The sequence below is a fragment of the Olleya sp. Hel_I_94 genome (assembly GCF_007827365.1).
Lineage (GTDB): Bacteria > Bacteroidota > Bacteroidia > Flavobacteriales > Flavobacteriaceae > Olleya.
Genome location: NZ_VISI01000002.1, coordinates 2684123 through 2700887, shown reverse-complemented (window position 1 = coordinate 2700887; position 16765 = coordinate 2684123). Strand labels below are relative to the sequence as shown.

Annotated in this window: 17 protein-coding genes and 1 tRNA gene; 8 read left to right on the top strand and 10 right to left on the bottom strand. The window is 31.6% G+C overall.

Annotation, left to right across the window (positions count from 1 at the left end; translation table 11 throughout):
• Nucleotides 1-19 precede the first annotated feature (19 nt).
• From JM82_RS15215 to JM82_RS15190, 6 genes are all read left to right on the top strand, one after another.
• A complete protein-coding gene (locus JM82_RS15215) occupies nucleotides 20-754 on the top strand; it encodes a peroxiredoxin family protein (RefSeq protein WP_145006000.1) in 735 nt (244 codons plus the stop codon).
• Nucleotides 741-2027 carry a DUF5686 family protein gene (locus JM82_RS15210; RefSeq protein WP_222429224.1) on the top strand — a complete coding sequence of 429 codons (1287 nt, stop codon included), beginning with the start codon at nucleotides 741-743 and terminating at the stop codon, nucleotides 2025-2027. The genes JM82_RS15215 and JM82_RS15210 overlap by 14 nt, the downstream gene beginning before the upstream one ends.
• Nucleotides 2028-2089: 62 nt before the next feature.
• Nucleotides 2090-4504, top strand: a complete 2415-nt coding sequence (locus tag JM82_RS15205; protein ID WP_145005997.1) for an efflux RND transporter permease subunit — start codon at nucleotides 2090-2092, stop codon at nucleotides 4502-4504.
• A gap of 36 nt (nucleotides 4505-4540) precedes the next feature.
• Complete coding sequence (asnS, locus tag JM82_RS15200) at nucleotides 4541-5971, top strand: asparagine--tRNA ligase (RefSeq protein WP_028284241.1); 1431 nt, start codon at nucleotides 4541-4543, stop codon at nucleotides 5969-5971.
• A 124-nt stretch (nucleotides 5972-6095) separates the two neighbouring features.
• Nucleotides 6096-7556 (top strand): RNA polymerase factor sigma-54, encoded by a 1461-nt coding sequence (gene rpoN, locus JM82_RS15195; protein ID WP_145005993.1) that lies wholly within the window; start codon nucleotides 6096-6098, stop codon nucleotides 7554-7556.
• A gap of 84 nt (nucleotides 7557-7640) precedes the next feature.
• The gene (locus tag JM82_RS15190; RefSeq protein WP_145005990.1) at nucleotides 7641-8246 is read left to right on the top strand and encodes a hypothetical protein; all 606 of its coding nucleotides are present in this window, start codon (nucleotides 7641-7643) and stop codon (nucleotides 8244-8246) included.
• Here the strand turns inward: JM82_RS15190 and JM82_RS15185 are convergent.
• From JM82_RS15185 to JM82_RS15140, 10 genes are all read right to left on the bottom strand, one after another.
• Entirely contained in the window at nucleotides 8241-8933 is a 693-nt protein-coding gene (locus JM82_RS15185) for a porin family protein (RefSeq protein ID WP_261375468.1), read from the bottom strand. The genes JM82_RS15190 and JM82_RS15185 overlap by 6 nt on opposite strands.
• Nucleotides 8934-9065: 132 nt before the next feature.
• Nucleotides 9066-9536 (bottom strand): ExbD/TolR family protein, encoded by a 471-nt coding sequence (locus JM82_RS15180; RefSeq protein ID WP_145005983.1) that lies wholly within the window; start codon nucleotides 9534-9536, stop codon nucleotides 9066-9068.
• 10 nt (nucleotides 9537-9546) lie between these two features.
• Nucleotides 9547-10155, bottom strand: a complete 609-nt coding sequence (locus JM82_RS15175) for an ExbD/TolR family protein (protein ID WP_145005980.1) — start codon at nucleotides 10153-10155, stop codon at nucleotides 9547-9549.
• Between the two features lie 2 nt (nucleotides 10156-10157).
• Entirely contained in the window at nucleotides 10158-10601 is a 444-nt protein-coding gene (locus JM82_RS15170; protein WP_145005977.1) for a hypothetical protein, read from the bottom strand.
• Between the two features lie 34 nt (nucleotides 10602-10635).
• Nucleotides 10636-11415 carry a MotA/TolQ/ExbB proton channel family protein gene (locus tag JM82_RS15165; RefSeq protein WP_028284231.1) on the bottom strand — a complete coding sequence of 260 codons (780 nt, stop codon included), beginning with the start codon at nucleotides 11413-11415 and terminating at the stop codon, nucleotides 10636-10638.
• Between the two features lie 144 nt (nucleotides 11416-11559).
• Nucleotides 11560-11647 (bottom strand) — tRNA-Ser (locus JM82_RS15160).
• A 70-nt stretch (nucleotides 11648-11717) separates the two neighbouring features.
• Nucleotides 11718-12749: an asparaginase gene (locus JM82_RS15155; RefSeq protein WP_145005974.1), complete on the bottom strand. Its 1032-nt coding sequence runs from the start codon at nucleotides 12747-12749 to the stop codon at nucleotides 11718-11720.
• Between the two features lie 6 nt (nucleotides 12750-12755).
• Nucleotides 12756-13523, bottom strand: coding sequence for a TatD family hydrolase (locus JM82_RS15150; RefSeq protein WP_145005971.1), 768 nt, complete (start codon nucleotides 13521-13523; stop codon nucleotides 12756-12758).
• A 78-nt stretch (nucleotides 13524-13601) separates the two neighbouring features.
• On the bottom strand, nucleotides 13602-14357 hold the full coding sequence (locus tag JM82_RS15145) for a tetratricopeptide repeat protein (RefSeq protein ID WP_145005969.1): 756 nt from the start codon (nucleotides 14355-14357) through the stop codon (nucleotides 13602-13604).
• A 4-nt stretch (nucleotides 14358-14361) separates the two neighbouring features.
• Complete coding sequence (locus JM82_RS15140; RefSeq protein ID WP_145005966.1) at nucleotides 14362-14943, bottom strand: RNA polymerase sigma factor; 582 nt, start codon at nucleotides 14941-14943, stop codon at nucleotides 14362-14364.
• A 142-nt stretch (nucleotides 14944-15085) separates the two neighbouring features.
• On the opposite strand from JM82_RS15140, the gene JM82_RS15135 reads away from it, so the two are divergent.
• Nucleotides 15086-15589, top strand: a complete 504-nt coding sequence (locus JM82_RS15135) for a hypothetical protein (RefSeq protein WP_145005963.1) — start codon at nucleotides 15086-15088, stop codon at nucleotides 15587-15589.
• Nucleotides 15590-15646: 57 nt separating this feature from the next.
• Nucleotides 15647-16630 (top strand): hypothetical protein, encoded by a 984-nt coding sequence (locus JM82_RS15130; protein ID WP_145005960.1) that lies wholly within the window; start codon nucleotides 15647-15649, stop codon nucleotides 16628-16630.
• Nucleotides 16631-16765 lie beyond the last annotated feature (135 nt).

The window sequence follows — 16765 nt, the reverse complement described above, 5'->3', positions numbered from 1 at the left end:
GTTTTAATAAAATATAGTTATGAAGTTTTTAAAATCACTTTGTGTATGTTTGTTTTTATGTGTTAGTATCCTGCAAGCACAAGAGTATGCCTTTATACCAAAAGAGCAACATCGCCTAACAGATGAAGAAGTTAAAACAATGGAGTTAGTCATAACACCTGATGTTTTACTTTTTAATGAGAGAGGTAAGTTATTACCCATGTCACAGGTACAACTAATGACCAACTCAGACTACAAACCTTTATTTTTTGTTGACAACGACAACAAACTAAAGTCAGTAGTATTTAAAAGACTAAAAGCAATAAACAATACTATCGCTAAAAATCCTGAAGCTAACTTTACTAAAGGCGAAAAAGCCTATGATTTTATAGCTACAGATTTAGATGGTAACACCTTTAAATTATCAGATTTAAAAGGACAAGTTGTAATATTAAATTTTTGGTTTACTAATTGTGGTCCTTGTATCCAAGAAATGCCAGAATTAAATAAATTAGTAGACAATTTTAAATCTAAAGAAGTAAAATTTTTGGCAATTACTTTTAATCAAAAAGACAATATCGAGCAGTTTTTAAAAACCCAAGACTTTAAATTTACTATTTTACCAAATGCCAATAACATCATATCGTTATATGGTGTAGGCACCTTCCCGACCACTATTGTAATTAATAAAAAGGGTGAAATTGTAACCAAAGAAGTTGGTTACAGAACTAATATAAAATCTGTACTTACTAAAGCTATTAATGCAGCACTTTAAAACAAAAAAACAAAAGAATTGGTTAGTAATGTTGTGCTTTATTTGCATGACGTTTTCTTGGGCACAAACACCTGAGAAAAACCTAAAAGTTAGTGACACTACCAAATCTAGTGAACTTTTAAAACAAATAGGAAATGGTTTTTTCCCTACCAAAGTATGGAATTTTGACCTGAGGTATCTTATTAAATTTAATCAATACGAAGGATTTAGAACAGGTTTAGGCGGAATTACTAATGATTCGTTTTCTGAAAAATACAGAATAGATTCTTATTTAGTTTATGGATTTAGAGATGATAGTTTTAAATATAAAATTGGTGGTGGTTTTAGAGTAAACGAAAAATCAAAAACCTGGATAAACATTTCTTACATTGATGATTTAAAAGAAACTGGTAGCTCTGACTTTTTAACAGACAGTAGATCTTTTTCATTTTTTGAACCTAGATTGTTAAACATAGATTTATTTCATAAACACATTACATCTGCAATATCTTTAGAACACGAAATAACCGCAAAACTATACTCAAAATCTGAAATAGCAATAAGTAACATAAGACCTACTTATACTTATAACTACGACTTAGAAGGCAATACTTTTAGCGGATTTGAAACCACTACAGCAAAAGTCGCGTTACAATGGAATCCATTTAACACCACACAACAATCTGACGATGGAGCGGAGAAAACAATTGAAGGCTATCCAAAATTTACACTGCAATACACAAAAAGTTTTAAAGATGTTTTGAATGCTGATTTCAACTTTTCAAAACTAGACTTTAAAACCATTCATAAAATTAAACACAGCAAAAACTCCTATACCATAGGAACTTTATCTGCAGGAATAGCACATGGTGACGCACCTTTAACTCACCTTTACCATGCTTACCCAAATAATATAACCAAAGAAACTATTTTACAACGGTTTTCAGTCGCTGGAATTAATAGTTTTGAAACCATGTATTTTAATGAGTTTTTCTCGGATCGTTTTACAACAGTAGTCTTAAAACATTATGTCAAACCATTTGCAATTGCTAAGCGTTTTAATCCACAATTAGTTTTAATTACTCGTTATGCTATTGGTAACATGAATAATATTAACAGACATAAAGAAGTTACGTTTGGGACTCTGGAACACGGCTATACTGAAAGTGGTTTTGAGATTAATAAACTGCTATTTGGTTTTGGATTAAGTGCAACTTATAGATATGGAGCCTACCACTTACCTAACCAAGAAGATAATATTGCAGTAAAATTCACTTTTAATATTGCATTATAAACCAAATTTAGCTTAGTAAATACAATGGTTTTACATACCTTTGCTCCGTTTTTTAAAGCATTATGTTAAAACTATTTTCAGCAAATTTTTGGGACGTTGTAGCAAGACTAATATTGCGCAACAAAATAGCTATTCTATTAGGTGTTGTACTTGTTACTATTTTTTTTAGTACACAATGGAAGTACATGCGCTTTACTTATACTGAAGCTAATTTATTGCCTGATGACCATGAGGTCAATATTACTTACAACGATTTTTTAAAAGTTTTTGGAGAAGAAGGTAATTTAATTGTCCTTGGTGTTAAAGACACAACACTATTTACTGTAGAGAAATTAAATGCTTGGAATGCACTTTCTGATAGTTTTAGGGAAGCTCCAGAAGTAGAAACTGTAGTCTCCATAAAAGATCTTCAAAAATTAGTTAAAGATCAAGAAAACGAAAAATTTGCATTAGAGCCTTTTATTAAAGACTCTGTAGCTTCAATAGAACAGATTGAAAAACTGCAAGACCAACTTTTTAATCAATATCCTTTTTACGATAATTTTTTATTCAACAAAAAAACTAAAACGGTACGTACTGCTATCTATTTAAAAAAAGATATAGTAAATACACCTGCTAGAAAGGATTTTGTGATGGATAATTTAGTTGAAAAAGTTAAAGCTTTTGAGACTAGTCAGGGAATGAATGTTCGTATTTCTGGTATGCCATACATTCGCACACTTAATGCTCAAAATATTGTTGATGAGATTAACTTATTTGTACTTGCTGCATTATTAGTAACCTCTTTAATATTCTTTTTATTTTTCAGATCGTTTAGAGCCACCTTTATTTCACTTATCGTAGTCTGTATAGGTGTTATGTGGACACTTGGGATTTTAGGAATGTTGGGTTATGAAATCACGGTATTAACAGCCTTAATACCTCCTTTAATTATTGTTATTGGTATTCCTAATTGTATTTTCTTAATTAACAAATACCAACATGAGGTTAAATCTCATGGTAACAAAGTTAAAAGTTTACAACGTGTTATTACTAAAGTTGGTAATGCAACACTTATGACCAACGTGACAACAGCATCTGGTTTTGCAACCTTTATTTTAACAGAAAGCACTCTATTAAAAGAGTTTGGTGTAGTCGCATCATTAAGTATCCTTGCTATTTTTATACTTTGTCTGTTAATAATACCAATTATTTACACTTTTTTACCTTACCCTAAAGAGCGTCATTTAGAACATTTAAACAAAAAATGGATAGGTGGTTTTGTGGATTGGATGGAAAAAATGGTTAGAGAAAAACGCATTACTATTTACATTACCTCAATCGTATTATTAGTGGTTTGCTTAATAGGGATTTTTCAAATTAAAATATCTGGAAGCCTAATTGAAGACATGCCTAAAAAGGCAGAGTTTTTTCAAGATATTCGCTTTTTTGAAGAAGAGTTTGATGGTATTATGCCATTAGAAATCATGATTGACACTAAACGCAAACAAGGTGTCATGAAGTTAGCGACCTTAAAACGTATGAATAAAATTGAGGAGTTTATTAATGAAACACCTGAATTTTCTAAACCAATCTCTGTAGTAGGCTTAGTTAAATACTCTAAACAAGCATATTATAATGGTAATCCAAAATATTACCAGTTACCAACTAGTCAAGAAAACAGTTTTATATTATCGTACGCAAAAAACTCTACGTCAAATGTAGACTTACTTAAAAACTTTGTAGATAGTACAGGTCAATATGCTAGAATAACAACCTTTATGAAGGATATTGGAACCGATAAAATGGAACGTATCCAAGAAAATCTTCAAGATAAAATAGATAATGTTTTTCCGGAAGAACGCTATAATGTTACCATGACTGGTAAAGCATTAGTGTTTCAAAAAGGAACTAAATATTTGGTTAAAAATTTAGCGATTTCATTATCATTAGCTGTGATATTAATATCACTGTTTATGGCCTATATGTTTCGTTCGTTTAGGATGATAATCGTTTCATTAATCCCAAACCTTTTACCATTAGTTGTTACTGCTGGATTAATGGGATATTTAGGCGTACCAATTAAACCATCTACAATACTTGTATTTAGTATTGCTTTTGGAATATCTGTGGATGACACAATACACTTTTTAGCAAAATACAGACAAGAATTACAAGCCAATAATTGGAAAATTAAAAAGTCGGTTTATGCTGCTTTAAGAGAAACAGGTGTAAGTATGTTTTACACATCAATAGTGCTGTTTTTCGGGTTTTCGGTATTTATAATCTCTAGCTTTGGTGGTACAGTTGCTTTAGGTGCATTAGTATCTGTAACGCTTTTATTTGCTATGTTATCCAACTTATTACTACTACCATCTTTATTATTGTCTCTAGAAAGAAGCATTGCCAATAAAGAGGTCCTAAAAGAACCAACAATAAATATCATACCTTCTGAAGATGATGATGACGAAAAATCATTTATTTCAGAAGAAAAATAATATAAAAAGTATATTTTTAATCAAATTTTTTTAAAAATGAATTCATATACAGTCGCTACATTACTTAAAGAGACCAAATTACAAGAAGTACATATAAAAGGTTGGGTACGTACCTTTAGAGCCAATAGATTTGTGGCTTTAAATGATGGATCAACACTACAAAACATACAATGTGTAGTAGATTTTGAAAAAACTGACGAAGCCTTATTAAAACGAATTACAACAGGTGCTGCTGTAGCAATTACAGGAGATTTAGTGGAGAGCCAAGGAAAAGGACAAAACGTTGAAATTACAGTTACTAAAATTGAAATTTTAGGAGATTCTGATCCAGAAACATATCCAATTCAACCTAAAAAACACAGCTTTGAGTTTTTAAGAGAAAACGCGCATTTACGTACACGTACCAATACATTTAGTGCTGTAATGCGTTTACGTTCGGCTTTATCTTTTGCTGTACACAAGTATTTTAACGACAATGGTTTTTACTACATGCACACACCAATCATAACAGGTAGTGATGCAGAAGGAGCTGGAGAAATGTTTCGTGTTAGCACATTAGATCAAAAAAATCCACCTTTAACAGAAGATGGAGCAATAGATCACTCAAAAAACTTTTTTGGTAAAGACACAAACCTAACTGTTTCGGGACAATTAGAAGCCGAAACCTATGCGATGTCTTTAGGTAAAGTATACACTTTTGGACCAACGTTTAGAGCAGAAAACTCTAACACTTCTCGTCACCTTGCCGAGTTCTGGATGATTGAGCCTGAAGTTGCTTTTATGGATTTAGCTGGTAACATGGATTTAGCAGAGGACTTTATGAAATCTGTTATTAGTTATGTTTTAGAGCATAATAAAGAAGATTTAGAATTTTTAGACCAACGTCTATTAGATGAAGAAAAAGTAAAACCACAAGCTGAAAGAAGTGATTTAAGTTTAATTGAAAAATTAAAATTTGTTACAGAAAACAACTTTAAACGTGTTAGCTATACTGAAGCTATAGATATTTTAAGAAATTCTAAACCTAACAAGAAAAAGAAATTTAACTATATCATTGAAGAATGGGGAGCAGATTTACAATCAGAACACGAACGTTTTCTTGTAGAAAAGCACTTTAAATGTCCAGTAATATTATTTGATTATCCTGCAAACATTAAAGCATTTTACATGCGTTTAAATGAAGACGGAAAAACAGTACGTGCTATGGATATTTTATTTCCTGGTATTGGAGAAATAGTTGGTGGATCGCAACGTGAAGAGCGTTTAGAAGTTCTTAAAGAAAAAATGGCTGTTCTAGATATTCCTGAAGAAGAGTTATGGTGGTACCTAGACTTACGCAAGTATGGTACAGCTGTGCACTCTGGTTTTGGTTTAGGTTTCGAACGTTTAGTAATGTTTGCAACAGGTATGACAAATATTAGAGACGTAATTCCTTACCCAAGAACACCACAAAATGCAGAATTTTAATAGCATAAATGACTATAGTGCAATACTAAAGTAATTTTATACTTAAAATATATCTTAAAACAATCTACTAAAATCAATAATGTAGATTGTTTTTTTTATTTTTATCATTATTCTAAAACAAATCATGCTTAAACAATATCTACAGTTTAAATTATCGCAAAAGTTGTCTCCGCAACAAATTCAATTAATGAAATTGATACAATTGCCTACGCAAGCATTTGAGCAACGATTAAAGCAAGAGTTGGAAGAAAACCCTGCTTTGGAAGGTGGTAAAGAAGACAATTCAGACGATTTAGATGATGATTTTGACAACTCTCAAGACGATTATAATGATAATGAAACCATTGATACTGGTGACATTAACGTTGATGATTATTTAAGTGATGACGAAATACCAGATTATAGAACTAGTGTCAACAATTACAGTGCAGATGATGACGAAAAAAGTGTGCCATATGCAGCAGGAACATCGTTTACACAACATTTAATCAATCAATTAAACACGTATAGACTATCAGATGACGAAAGAGATATCGCCGAATTTTTAGTTGGTAGTGTTGATGAAAGTGGTTACATACGCAGAGAATTAAGCGATATTGTTGATGATTTAGCTTTTACTCAAAGCGTCTACACAGAGGAAGATAAAGTAAAAAAAGTACTTAGAATTGTTCATCAATTAGATCCAGCTGGTGTTGGTGCCAGAAACCTACAAGAGTGTTTAAGCATCCAATTACATCGTAAAGAAAAACAACCTGATATTGTATTGGCAGCAGATATTATAGATAACGCTTTTGATCAATTTACAAAAAAGCATTATAAAAAATTAATGCAAAAATTTGATATTACAGAGTTACAACTTAAAGATGCCATTCATGAAATTGAACGCCTAAATCCAAAGCCTGGAGGATCCTATGCTGGAAACAACAGAATTGTAGAACACGTCGTACCAGACTTTGCAATTAAAATTGTTGATGGCGAGTTAGAGCTTACTTTAAATGGTCGTAATGCGCCAGAATTACATGTTTCTAGAGAATATAGTAACATGATGAAAGGTTATAAAGAAAGTAAAGATAAAAGTAAGTCGCAAAAGGATGCAGTTATGTTTATAAAACAAAAACTAGATGCAGCCAAGTGGTTTATAGATGCCATCAAACAACGTCAACAAACTTTATTTGTAACAATGAGTAGCATCATGCATTACCAAAAAGAATATTTTTTAACTGGTGATGAGCGCAATCTAAAACCAATGATATTAAAAGATATTGCTGACGAGATTGAAATGGATGTTTCAACAGTATCACGTGTGGCTAATAGCAAATACGTAGATACACCTTACGGAACTAAGTTGATAAAAGAATTTTTCTCTGAATCGATGACTAACGATCAAGGTGAGGAAGTATCCACAAGAGAAATTAAAAAAATATTAGAAACTGTCATTGAAGAAGAAAGCAAAAAGAAACCGCTTACAGATGAAGCTTTAGCTAAAATATTAAAAGAAAAAGGCTATCCTATTGCACGACGTACAGTTGCTAAATATAGAGAGCAATTGGATATACCAGTTGCTAGATTGCGTAAAAAAATATAATTACGTAAATCTATCAAGTAAAACTTATACCTACACTGCTATTAATAAACACTGTTTTTTACAGAAATTAAAACATATTACTTCATGAAATGGCTAATCAAAAGTTTGTCATTTGTATTTCATCCTGTAATAATGCCATTATTGGCAGTACATTTTTATTTTAAAAAATCTCCAAGATTTATTCCAGAAGAAATTGTTCATGCGAAGTTAATTTCGCTTTCTATACTATCTATAGCATTACCCATATTAGTCTATTTTTTATTAAAAACTTTAGGTAAGACTGAAACAATATATTTAAAGACAACCAAAGAGCGTGTTTATCCTTTACTAATTAACTGCCTTATAATTGGCTTGCTAATATTACGCGTATTCCCATTAGATCAAATACCAGAGTTATACTTCTTTTTTGTGGGAATATTAATTTCTAATATCACTTGTTTACTTTTCGCTCTAGCAAAATTTAAGGCTAGTATACATTTAATTGCAACAGGAGGCGTTTTTATGTTCTTTATAGCATTTGCTATTCATTTTAGTGTAAATATAAATGGCTCGTTGGCATTAATGGCTATAATAGCTGGAGCTGTAGCATCCTCTAGATTATCCCTAAAAGCACATACACCAAGAGAATTAATAATAGGTTTATTTATTGGTATTACACCTCAATTAATATTATTACAATATTGGTTATAAGATGTAAAACATTAGACCTACTTTAATAGCAGTCATATCTATAGGTTCTGCATTAACAGTTGCAGTATCAAAAATATCGTTTAGACCATAGTATAGATAAAAATTCCATGTATTATATCCTGCACAAAAGGTTAATCCATATTGCAACGTATTAAATACCTCTGTATTTTTTAAATTAATATTTTCTGGACTTCCCTCAAACTTAGTATTATTAGCTAAAACATAGCCAAATTTTACGCCTGTATAAATCCTCCAAAAACTATATTGCGTTGCTGTAGACGTCCTCCATCTATATTGTAAGGGCATTTCAATAACATAAGTATTAAATTTATTTTTAGTGTAATCTGTATCATCATTTAACACAGTAAAACCAAGTGTTTTGCTATCTTGAGATATTAGCAAATTTTGATTATATGAATTAACAGACAGTCCTAACCCTAAACCAATAGCCTTGTTTCGTCTTTTATTAATAGGCATATCCCTAATAAAACCAAAATGTACACCACTTGAAAAACCATTTTGAGATATACCATTTGGCTTTTTACTTAATAGGTTATAAGTTACACCCAAATAAAACTGATCTTCTCTGTAAAGTGAATCTATTACAGTATTTACTGAGGTAGACTCTTGAGCAACACTAATTGTACTGAACAAAGGGATAATAAATAAAAGCACTAAATATTTCATCTGATACATTTATTGAAATTAAACAGATGTAATCACATCTATTAATCTAAGATAAAAGAAATTAATTATTATAAAAAACAAAAGGTGTTTTGAAAATCAAAACACCTTTTGCTATAAAATTAAGAGTAATACTTATTTAAGTCCACTACCTTTTTTAGTAGTGTAATTAATTTTTAATTGACCAGTTTTACGCAATGCTTGTTCAATATCAGACACTAAACCCATGTTAGTTTCTTTATCTACTTTTAAAGCAGCGATTAATTTATCAACTTCTTCTTCTCGCTTTGATGCACGCTCAGCAGCAATAAAAGGAGCTATGTCCTTTATTTCAGCAAACTTATCGTTCAACTGTATTTTGGCCTCATTACCCATGTTTTTATAACTATCGCTAGGCTTTCCAGCGTATATAAACATTACTAAGTTTTTTTGACCTAATTTTTCAGTCTCTGCAGCAGATGGTAAATTGTTTTTAATTTTCAAACTGTTGTCTCTCATTACGGTTGCGACCATAAAAAAGAATAATAGCATGAATACAATATCTGGTAAAGATGCTGTAGATATAGCTGGCAACTCTTTGCTGCCTCCTTTTTTAAATTTTGACATAGTTTAATAATTATTTAGGTTCTGCTTTCGAGATGATTCTAGGATATTTATCCTTAATGTTGTCAATCTTCTCTTTTAGCTTTTCACTTTTAAATTGAGCTGAATTAGAGTCATCATAACTAGCTTCCATTTCTTTAAAAGAACGGTTGTATAGTCTTTGTGCTAAACGCTCTCTTAACTCAGTGTAAGCACTTACTAACTGATCATAAACTACAATAAATGTTTCATAATCTGTAGCTCTAGAATGTGTTATAGAAACGATAGCTTTTGATGGATGGTCAGACGATGCTGGATCCTTTGCTCCGTTACAGTAATCACACTTAGTTCCCTCAGTTCCCTCTCCTGCTCCATTATCAATAAACTTGATAGCTGCAGCTTTAAGGTCTTTAATTTTCATTAATTCTTCTTCAACCAACATTTGGTTGTCTTTGTTCAATTCAACAGTAAAAATGTTTTTCTGTTTAATTTTAACTTCAGGTGGTGGAATATCTGGTGGTAGTTTAGAACTAATACCAGAGTCCACTTCTATAGTTGTAGTAACTAAGAAGAATATTAATAATAAGAAGGCAATGTCAGCCATAGAGCCTGCATTAACTTCTGGTGCTGATCTTTTTGCCATAATTATTTTATTAGTTTTTTAATACCTGAGAATAACATTGCTCCAGCAGCTGCTAAAATTAGTATATAAAAAGCAACTAATCCTGCTCCTACCATTTTAGATTCTCCTTCTGTAGCTACAATCCCATTATAGAAGTATTCTTTAACATCTCCACCAGATACTGCATAAGCAATAACCAATACTAATAAGAATGCTCCCATTCCTATTAATGTATTTTTAAGAGATTTTCCTCCTGTAAATAAATTTTTGAATACAAAAAACACTACAAAAGCTAATACTAATCCTAGAATGATATAAGCAACAATTGCCATAGGGTCTACTATTGAAGTATCTCCATCAAGAGCCGCAGCTTTAATCGCTTCATCTCCTTTAGCAATAATGTTAACTAATATACCAATTCCAGCCAAACTCAATACTAAAGCAACTATTTTTAAAATCTTGTGCATAATCTTTAATTTTTAAAGTTAGTAATTGAGTAAATTATTTCTTGTACTTAGATAACATATCCATTAAGTTAATAGAAGAGTCTTCCATATCGTTAACAATACTGTCTATCTTAGCGATAATGTAATTGTAAAAAATTTGTAATATAATTGCTACAATAAGACCAAATACAGTAGTTAATAAGGCAACTTTAATACCTCCTGCTACTAATGATGGTTGCATATCTCCTGCAGCTTCAATTTTATCAAATGCTTGAATCATACCAATTACAGTTCCCATGAACCCTAACATTGGTGCTAAAGCGATAAATAAAGAAATCCAAGATACGTTTTTCTCTAATTGTCCCATTTGTACTCCACCATAAGCAACAACTGCTTTTTCAGCAGACTCTAAGTCTCCATCTGCTCTGTCTAAACCTTGGTAAAAGATAGAGGCAACAGGTCCTTTTGTGTTACGACAAACTTCTTTAGCAGCTTCTAATCCACCTGATTGAAGTGCATCTTCTACATCTTGTGTTAACTTTTTAGAGTTAGTTGTAGATAAATTTAAAAAGATAATTCTCTCAATAGCAATTGCTAATCCAAGAATTAAACATAATAATACAATCCCCATGAATCCTGGTCCACCTTCAATAAAACGTTTTTTAAGTTCTTGGTGGAACGTTAAGTTTTCGTCTGCAGTTGCAGCAGCAGCATCTGGTTCATCTTGTGTAAGTACTACAGTAGTTGCAGTCGTCATTGCTGCGTTAGTAGTTGCATTTGCAGTTCCGAATGCCATGATACACGCTATGGCTAGGATAGAAAATAATCTTTTCATTTTGTTGTTCTTAATTTTATTAGTTAAAGTGTTAAAGATATAAAAAAAATGTAATTAAAAATAAAAATTACAAAAAGAGATAAGTAAAATCATACAATTCTACTTTTCCTCCTCTATAATTTATCAAGACAGTTAAATATCTTGCAGAGAGGAAGGGATTCGAACCCTCGATACGCTATTAACGCATACACGCTTTCCAAGCGTGCGCCTTAAGCCACTCGGCCACCTCTCTGTAATTATCACTAATTACGGTGGGCAAATAACAAAAAAATATCCTAAGGTTAAAATTTTGAGGGTTAATTTTAAGACATTTCTCCACGTAAAGACGTTTCATATATGGTTTTGAATAAGTTAGGAGATATATTTTCTCCTAATAAATACATTAATTTACACAATGCTGCTTCTGTAGTGATATCTTTTCCTGAGATTAAACCTATTCGCTTTAACTTTTCACTAGTTTCATATTGTCCCATTAAGACACTTCCTCCGGAACATTGCGTTACATTTATAATTGGCACACCTTTATTTATGGTCTCCTTTAATAACTGTAAAAACCAATCTTTTGTTGTGCAGTTTCCTGCGCCATAGGTTTCCAATATCACTCCTTTTAGTCCTTCGGTTTTAAAAATACTTTCTAAAAGGTTTCTTGAAATTCCTGGAAACAGTTTTACTAATGCAATATTTGAGTCTAAATCCTTATGCACTACTAGATCTTTTCTAGTGTTAGGTTTAAATAAATACTCGTTATTAACTTTTAGGTGCACACCGCTTTCTGCCAAATCCGGATAATTTAGACTTGCAAAAGCCTCAAAGTGTTCTGCATTTATTTTGGTGGTACGATTGGCTCTGTACAATTTATATTCAAAATACAATCCTACTTCTTTAATTACAGGTTTATTATAATATTGTAAAGAAGCGATTTGTATTGATGTTATTAGGTTTTCTTTTGCATCTGTGCGCAAATCTCCGATTGGCAATTGGGATCCTGTAAAAATAACTGGTTTTGCAAGATGCTCCAACATAAAGCTTAAGGCTGATGCAGTATAGCTCATGGTGTCGCTACCATGTAGTACTACAAATCCATCAAATAGCGGATAGTTTTGCTGGATAACCTCAGCTATTTGCACCCAATATTTAGGTTCCATATTACTGGAGTCTATTGGCTCTTCAAAAGAATAGGTTTCTATGGTACACTCTAGCAATTTTAACTCTGGAATACGATCTAATAAGTTAGCAAAATCAAAAGCGCGTAAGGCTCCTGTTTCTGGGTCTTTTATCATACCAATGGTTCCACCTGTGTAAATAAGAAGTATGTTGGGAATAGTTTTAGTCATAAGTTTTTAGATACCGAAAACTGCTTTAGAGTTCTCTGTTGTAATTTGAGCAATTTTTTGTTCGGACACTTCATATATATCAGATAACTTTTCAATGACCTTTATTATGTAGCTACTTTCATTACGTTTACCTCTAAATGGTTTTGGAGCTAAATAAGGTGAATCTGTTTCTAATACAATATGTTTTAAATCTATTTGATTTAAAAACTGATCAATCTTTCCGTTTTTAAAAGTTGCTACGCCTCCAATACCAAGTTTCATATTATAAGAAATGGCTTGATGTGCTTGCTGTAATGTTCCTGTAAAACAATGAAAAATCCCAAATAAATCGTCTGATTTTTCGTCTTCTAAAATTTCAAAAATCTCATCAAATGCTTCGCGACAATGGATAACAATGGGTAGTTTGTGTTGTTTTGCTAATGTGATTTGTTTTCTAAAAGCATCTTGCTGAATGGCTAAGGTGCTTTTATCCCAATATAAATCTATACCAATCTCTCCAACTGCGTAAAATTTATGTGTATCTAACATCTCTGACACATGCGCCAACTCTTCTAGATAATTATCTTTAACATGCGTTGGGTGTAAACCCATCATCAAAAAGACATGTTCTGGATAGTCTTTTTCTAGTTGCAACATACTTGATGTATAGGTACTATCAATTGCTGGAATAAACAATCTAGAAACGCCAGCTTCCAAGGTGCGTTGCATCATATCTGCCCTATCGTCGTCAAAAGCTTCGCTATATAAATGTGTATGTGTATCTGTAATTATCATATCGCAAAAATAAAAAAGTCATCATGGATATGATGACTTTTAGTTAAGTATTTTAAGACCTTATATTTAAGACTCTTTTTATTCTATTTTATTTAATAATTTATGTGCTTGATCATAGTCATCTGCATCTTCTGGTATTGTCTTTAATATCTTAATACATTCTGCTTCTTTTTGTTGTTTCAATTTACTTAAGGCTAAGTACCATTTTGCTTTATTATTATAGGCAGAGCTTCCTTGTGAGATATCACCTAATATTGTTTCTGCTTTAGCAAAATTATCTAATTCTATATTTGTAATAGCGTAATAAAAATTGTACTCGACGTTATCAGGATTGTTTTGCAGTAATTCTTCCAAATACGCTTTAGCTTTTTTATAGTCTTTATTATTAAATGCTTTTGTTGTTTTTATTAATAAACCCACATTCCCTTCTGTATTTCTTACTGCAAAATCTACAGTGTCATGTGTATTAAAATCAGAGTAATTGGCACCTCCAGAAAACTGATTGTACGCAAAAAAGCCCATTACTAATGCTATACTTGCTGCAATTGCTAGTTTATAAAAATTAAAAGTCTTTTTACGCTCTATTGGATTTTCTTTATCCTCTTGTTTGATAAAATACCTATGAGAAATAGTATCTAAATTGGCTTTAAAATCTGCAGTTTGATCTTTATTTCCAATCTCATGTTCCAAATTAGCAGACAATTGTTTGTAAATTGTAAAGGCTTGCTTAAACTCTTGATCTGTATTTAATCTGTTTTCAAAATCTGAGGATTGTTGATCAGATAAGTCGCCAGCCAAATAGTTTTCAAAAAGGATATAATCTTGTTCTTCCATAGCATTAATAATTAAGTTGATTAAACGTTGGCGACTCTTTAACTAACTTGGTTAATTGTCCTATGCATAAGGATTTTTTCTTTCTTGCGTAAGCATAACTTACATTAAGACTTAAGGCTACTTCTTCCATAGATTTTATTTTAAATGTAGCTTTTAGCAAATCCTTGCAGGCATCTCCTAATTTTTGAAACATCTGATTAAATAATATCTGTTTGTTTTCAAAAACAGAGGTTTCAAAAGATAACTGATAAGCGTCGTCATCTTTAGATAGCACTTCCTCGTTTATTGTTACCTCCTTATTATTTCTTTTTTTCAAAACATTAAGCCATTTGCGTTTACATAATAAAAAAAAGTAAGCATCAAAAGGACAGGTTAATTGTAAGTTTTTTTGACTGCCTTGATTATATATAGTTAGTATGGTGTCTTGGATAATGTCCTGAGCACTATCTGCATCACCACTGTTTTGTTTAATATAATTAATCACTTTAGGCGCAAACTTATCATATATAGCCTGAATAATAAAGGAGTTGTTGTTTACCAATCCATCCACATACTTCTGGTCTTCGTGTATTTTTTTTTGACTCATAAACCCTTTGTTTCCAACGAATTTAAAAAAACTTAGCAAAACAAGGGTAACAAATTTTAAATGGTTTTGATATAAGGGTGTAACAGTCAAAATTATTCAGCACACACAAACTTAAAGAACAACAATTTAAAACTTAGAAATTATGAACGTACTACAAAACAATCCGGAACACGTTAGCATCACCAAAATTAACGTGAGTAAAAAAGCAATTTTAATTATAGCAACCATAGTGTTAGGCTTTTTTAACCTAAATGCAACTAACCAAAATAAATCACTTAATAGTAATACATCCATTGAGCTTTTAAAAGATGAATTAATTACAGTTTACGACTGGACAGTTATAACTACTAATGGCACATATTCTGGAACTGCTACAACATTATTTGAAGCCAAAAAGCGATCAAACTTAGTTGGGCAAAACGAAGTTGTTTTAGAAAGAAAAATCACTAATTATTATGTATTAAAAAGTGACCTGCTTAAAACAGAAAGTCGCCTATACTTTTGGGAAGTAAAAAGCCAAAAAGGATACGCTAAAGGTTATGCTACCACAGAAGCATCTGCAAAACAAATGATACGTCTAGTAGCAGAAGGAGATATAATTTCTCATAAAATAATTGCTAGCGGAAATAAAAAAAATACTAAATAGGGTAACAAAATAGACACACTATTTATATAACTATATAAACCTTTAAACTATAAAATCATGAAAAATTTAAAAACAATTTTTGGAACAGTATTAATGACCTTAACATTACTAACTAGTTGCGAGACTAAAGATGATGGAGACAATGACTTTGACAATGCTATTGACATTGCAACAGCTCAAGAATTTAAAAATATTAAAGATACAGCCTTAGCTAATCTAACTCAAAATTTCACCTTTAATGCAGACGACGGAAACATTTCTTTAACCTCTGCCAATGGAGTACAAATAAATATTAACGGTAATTGTCTAACCTTAAATGGTAACATAGTAACTGGGCAAGTACAACTAGAATATGTAGAGTTGTTTGAAAAAGGAAACATGCTTACTACAAACAAACCTACTATGGGAACATTACCTAATGGTGATAAAACCTTATTAATTTCTGGAGGCGAATTTTTTATCGAAGCCACACAAAATGGTAGCGCATTAGATACAACCTGTGGTTTGCAACTTATTATACCTGCTAGCTTAACAGGTGGAGCAGATCCATTAATGTCACTTTGGGAAGGCGAGATTGATGCAGAAGATAATTTAACTTGGGACGAGGTAGAAGATGCAACAGGTCAAGGTGGTGTTTTTGTAGAGGGTAGCGAGTATTATGGATTGTTACAAGGTTTTGGATGGTCTAATGTTGATCGTTTTTATAGCGACCCAAGACCAAAAACATTAATCCAGGTACAAGCTCCAATAGGTTACAACTTTACTAATAGTGCTGTATATTTATCTTATGATGGTGAAGATTCTGGACTAGCTGCTTTGGATACCTACGACGGAACATTAAATTTATTTAGCGAACATTATGGACAAATACCAATTGGTTTAGAGTGTCACGTTATTTTTGTAACAGAAGACAAAGGTGTTTGGAGATATGCAATCAAACCAGTGACAATTGAAGCAAATGATATTATAACGTTTACTATGGATGACACAACAACAGGAACAGAAGCAACCTTAACAGCTTTAATAAATGGTTTACCATAAACCATTAGCCTACTTAAACTTAAAAGTCAGAAATTAATTTTTCTGACTTTTTTATGTTTAAACATCTATTGTTATATACCGTTGCTTTACTTAAAACCACCACTCATAGATTGAAAAGCTAATATCAATATTATT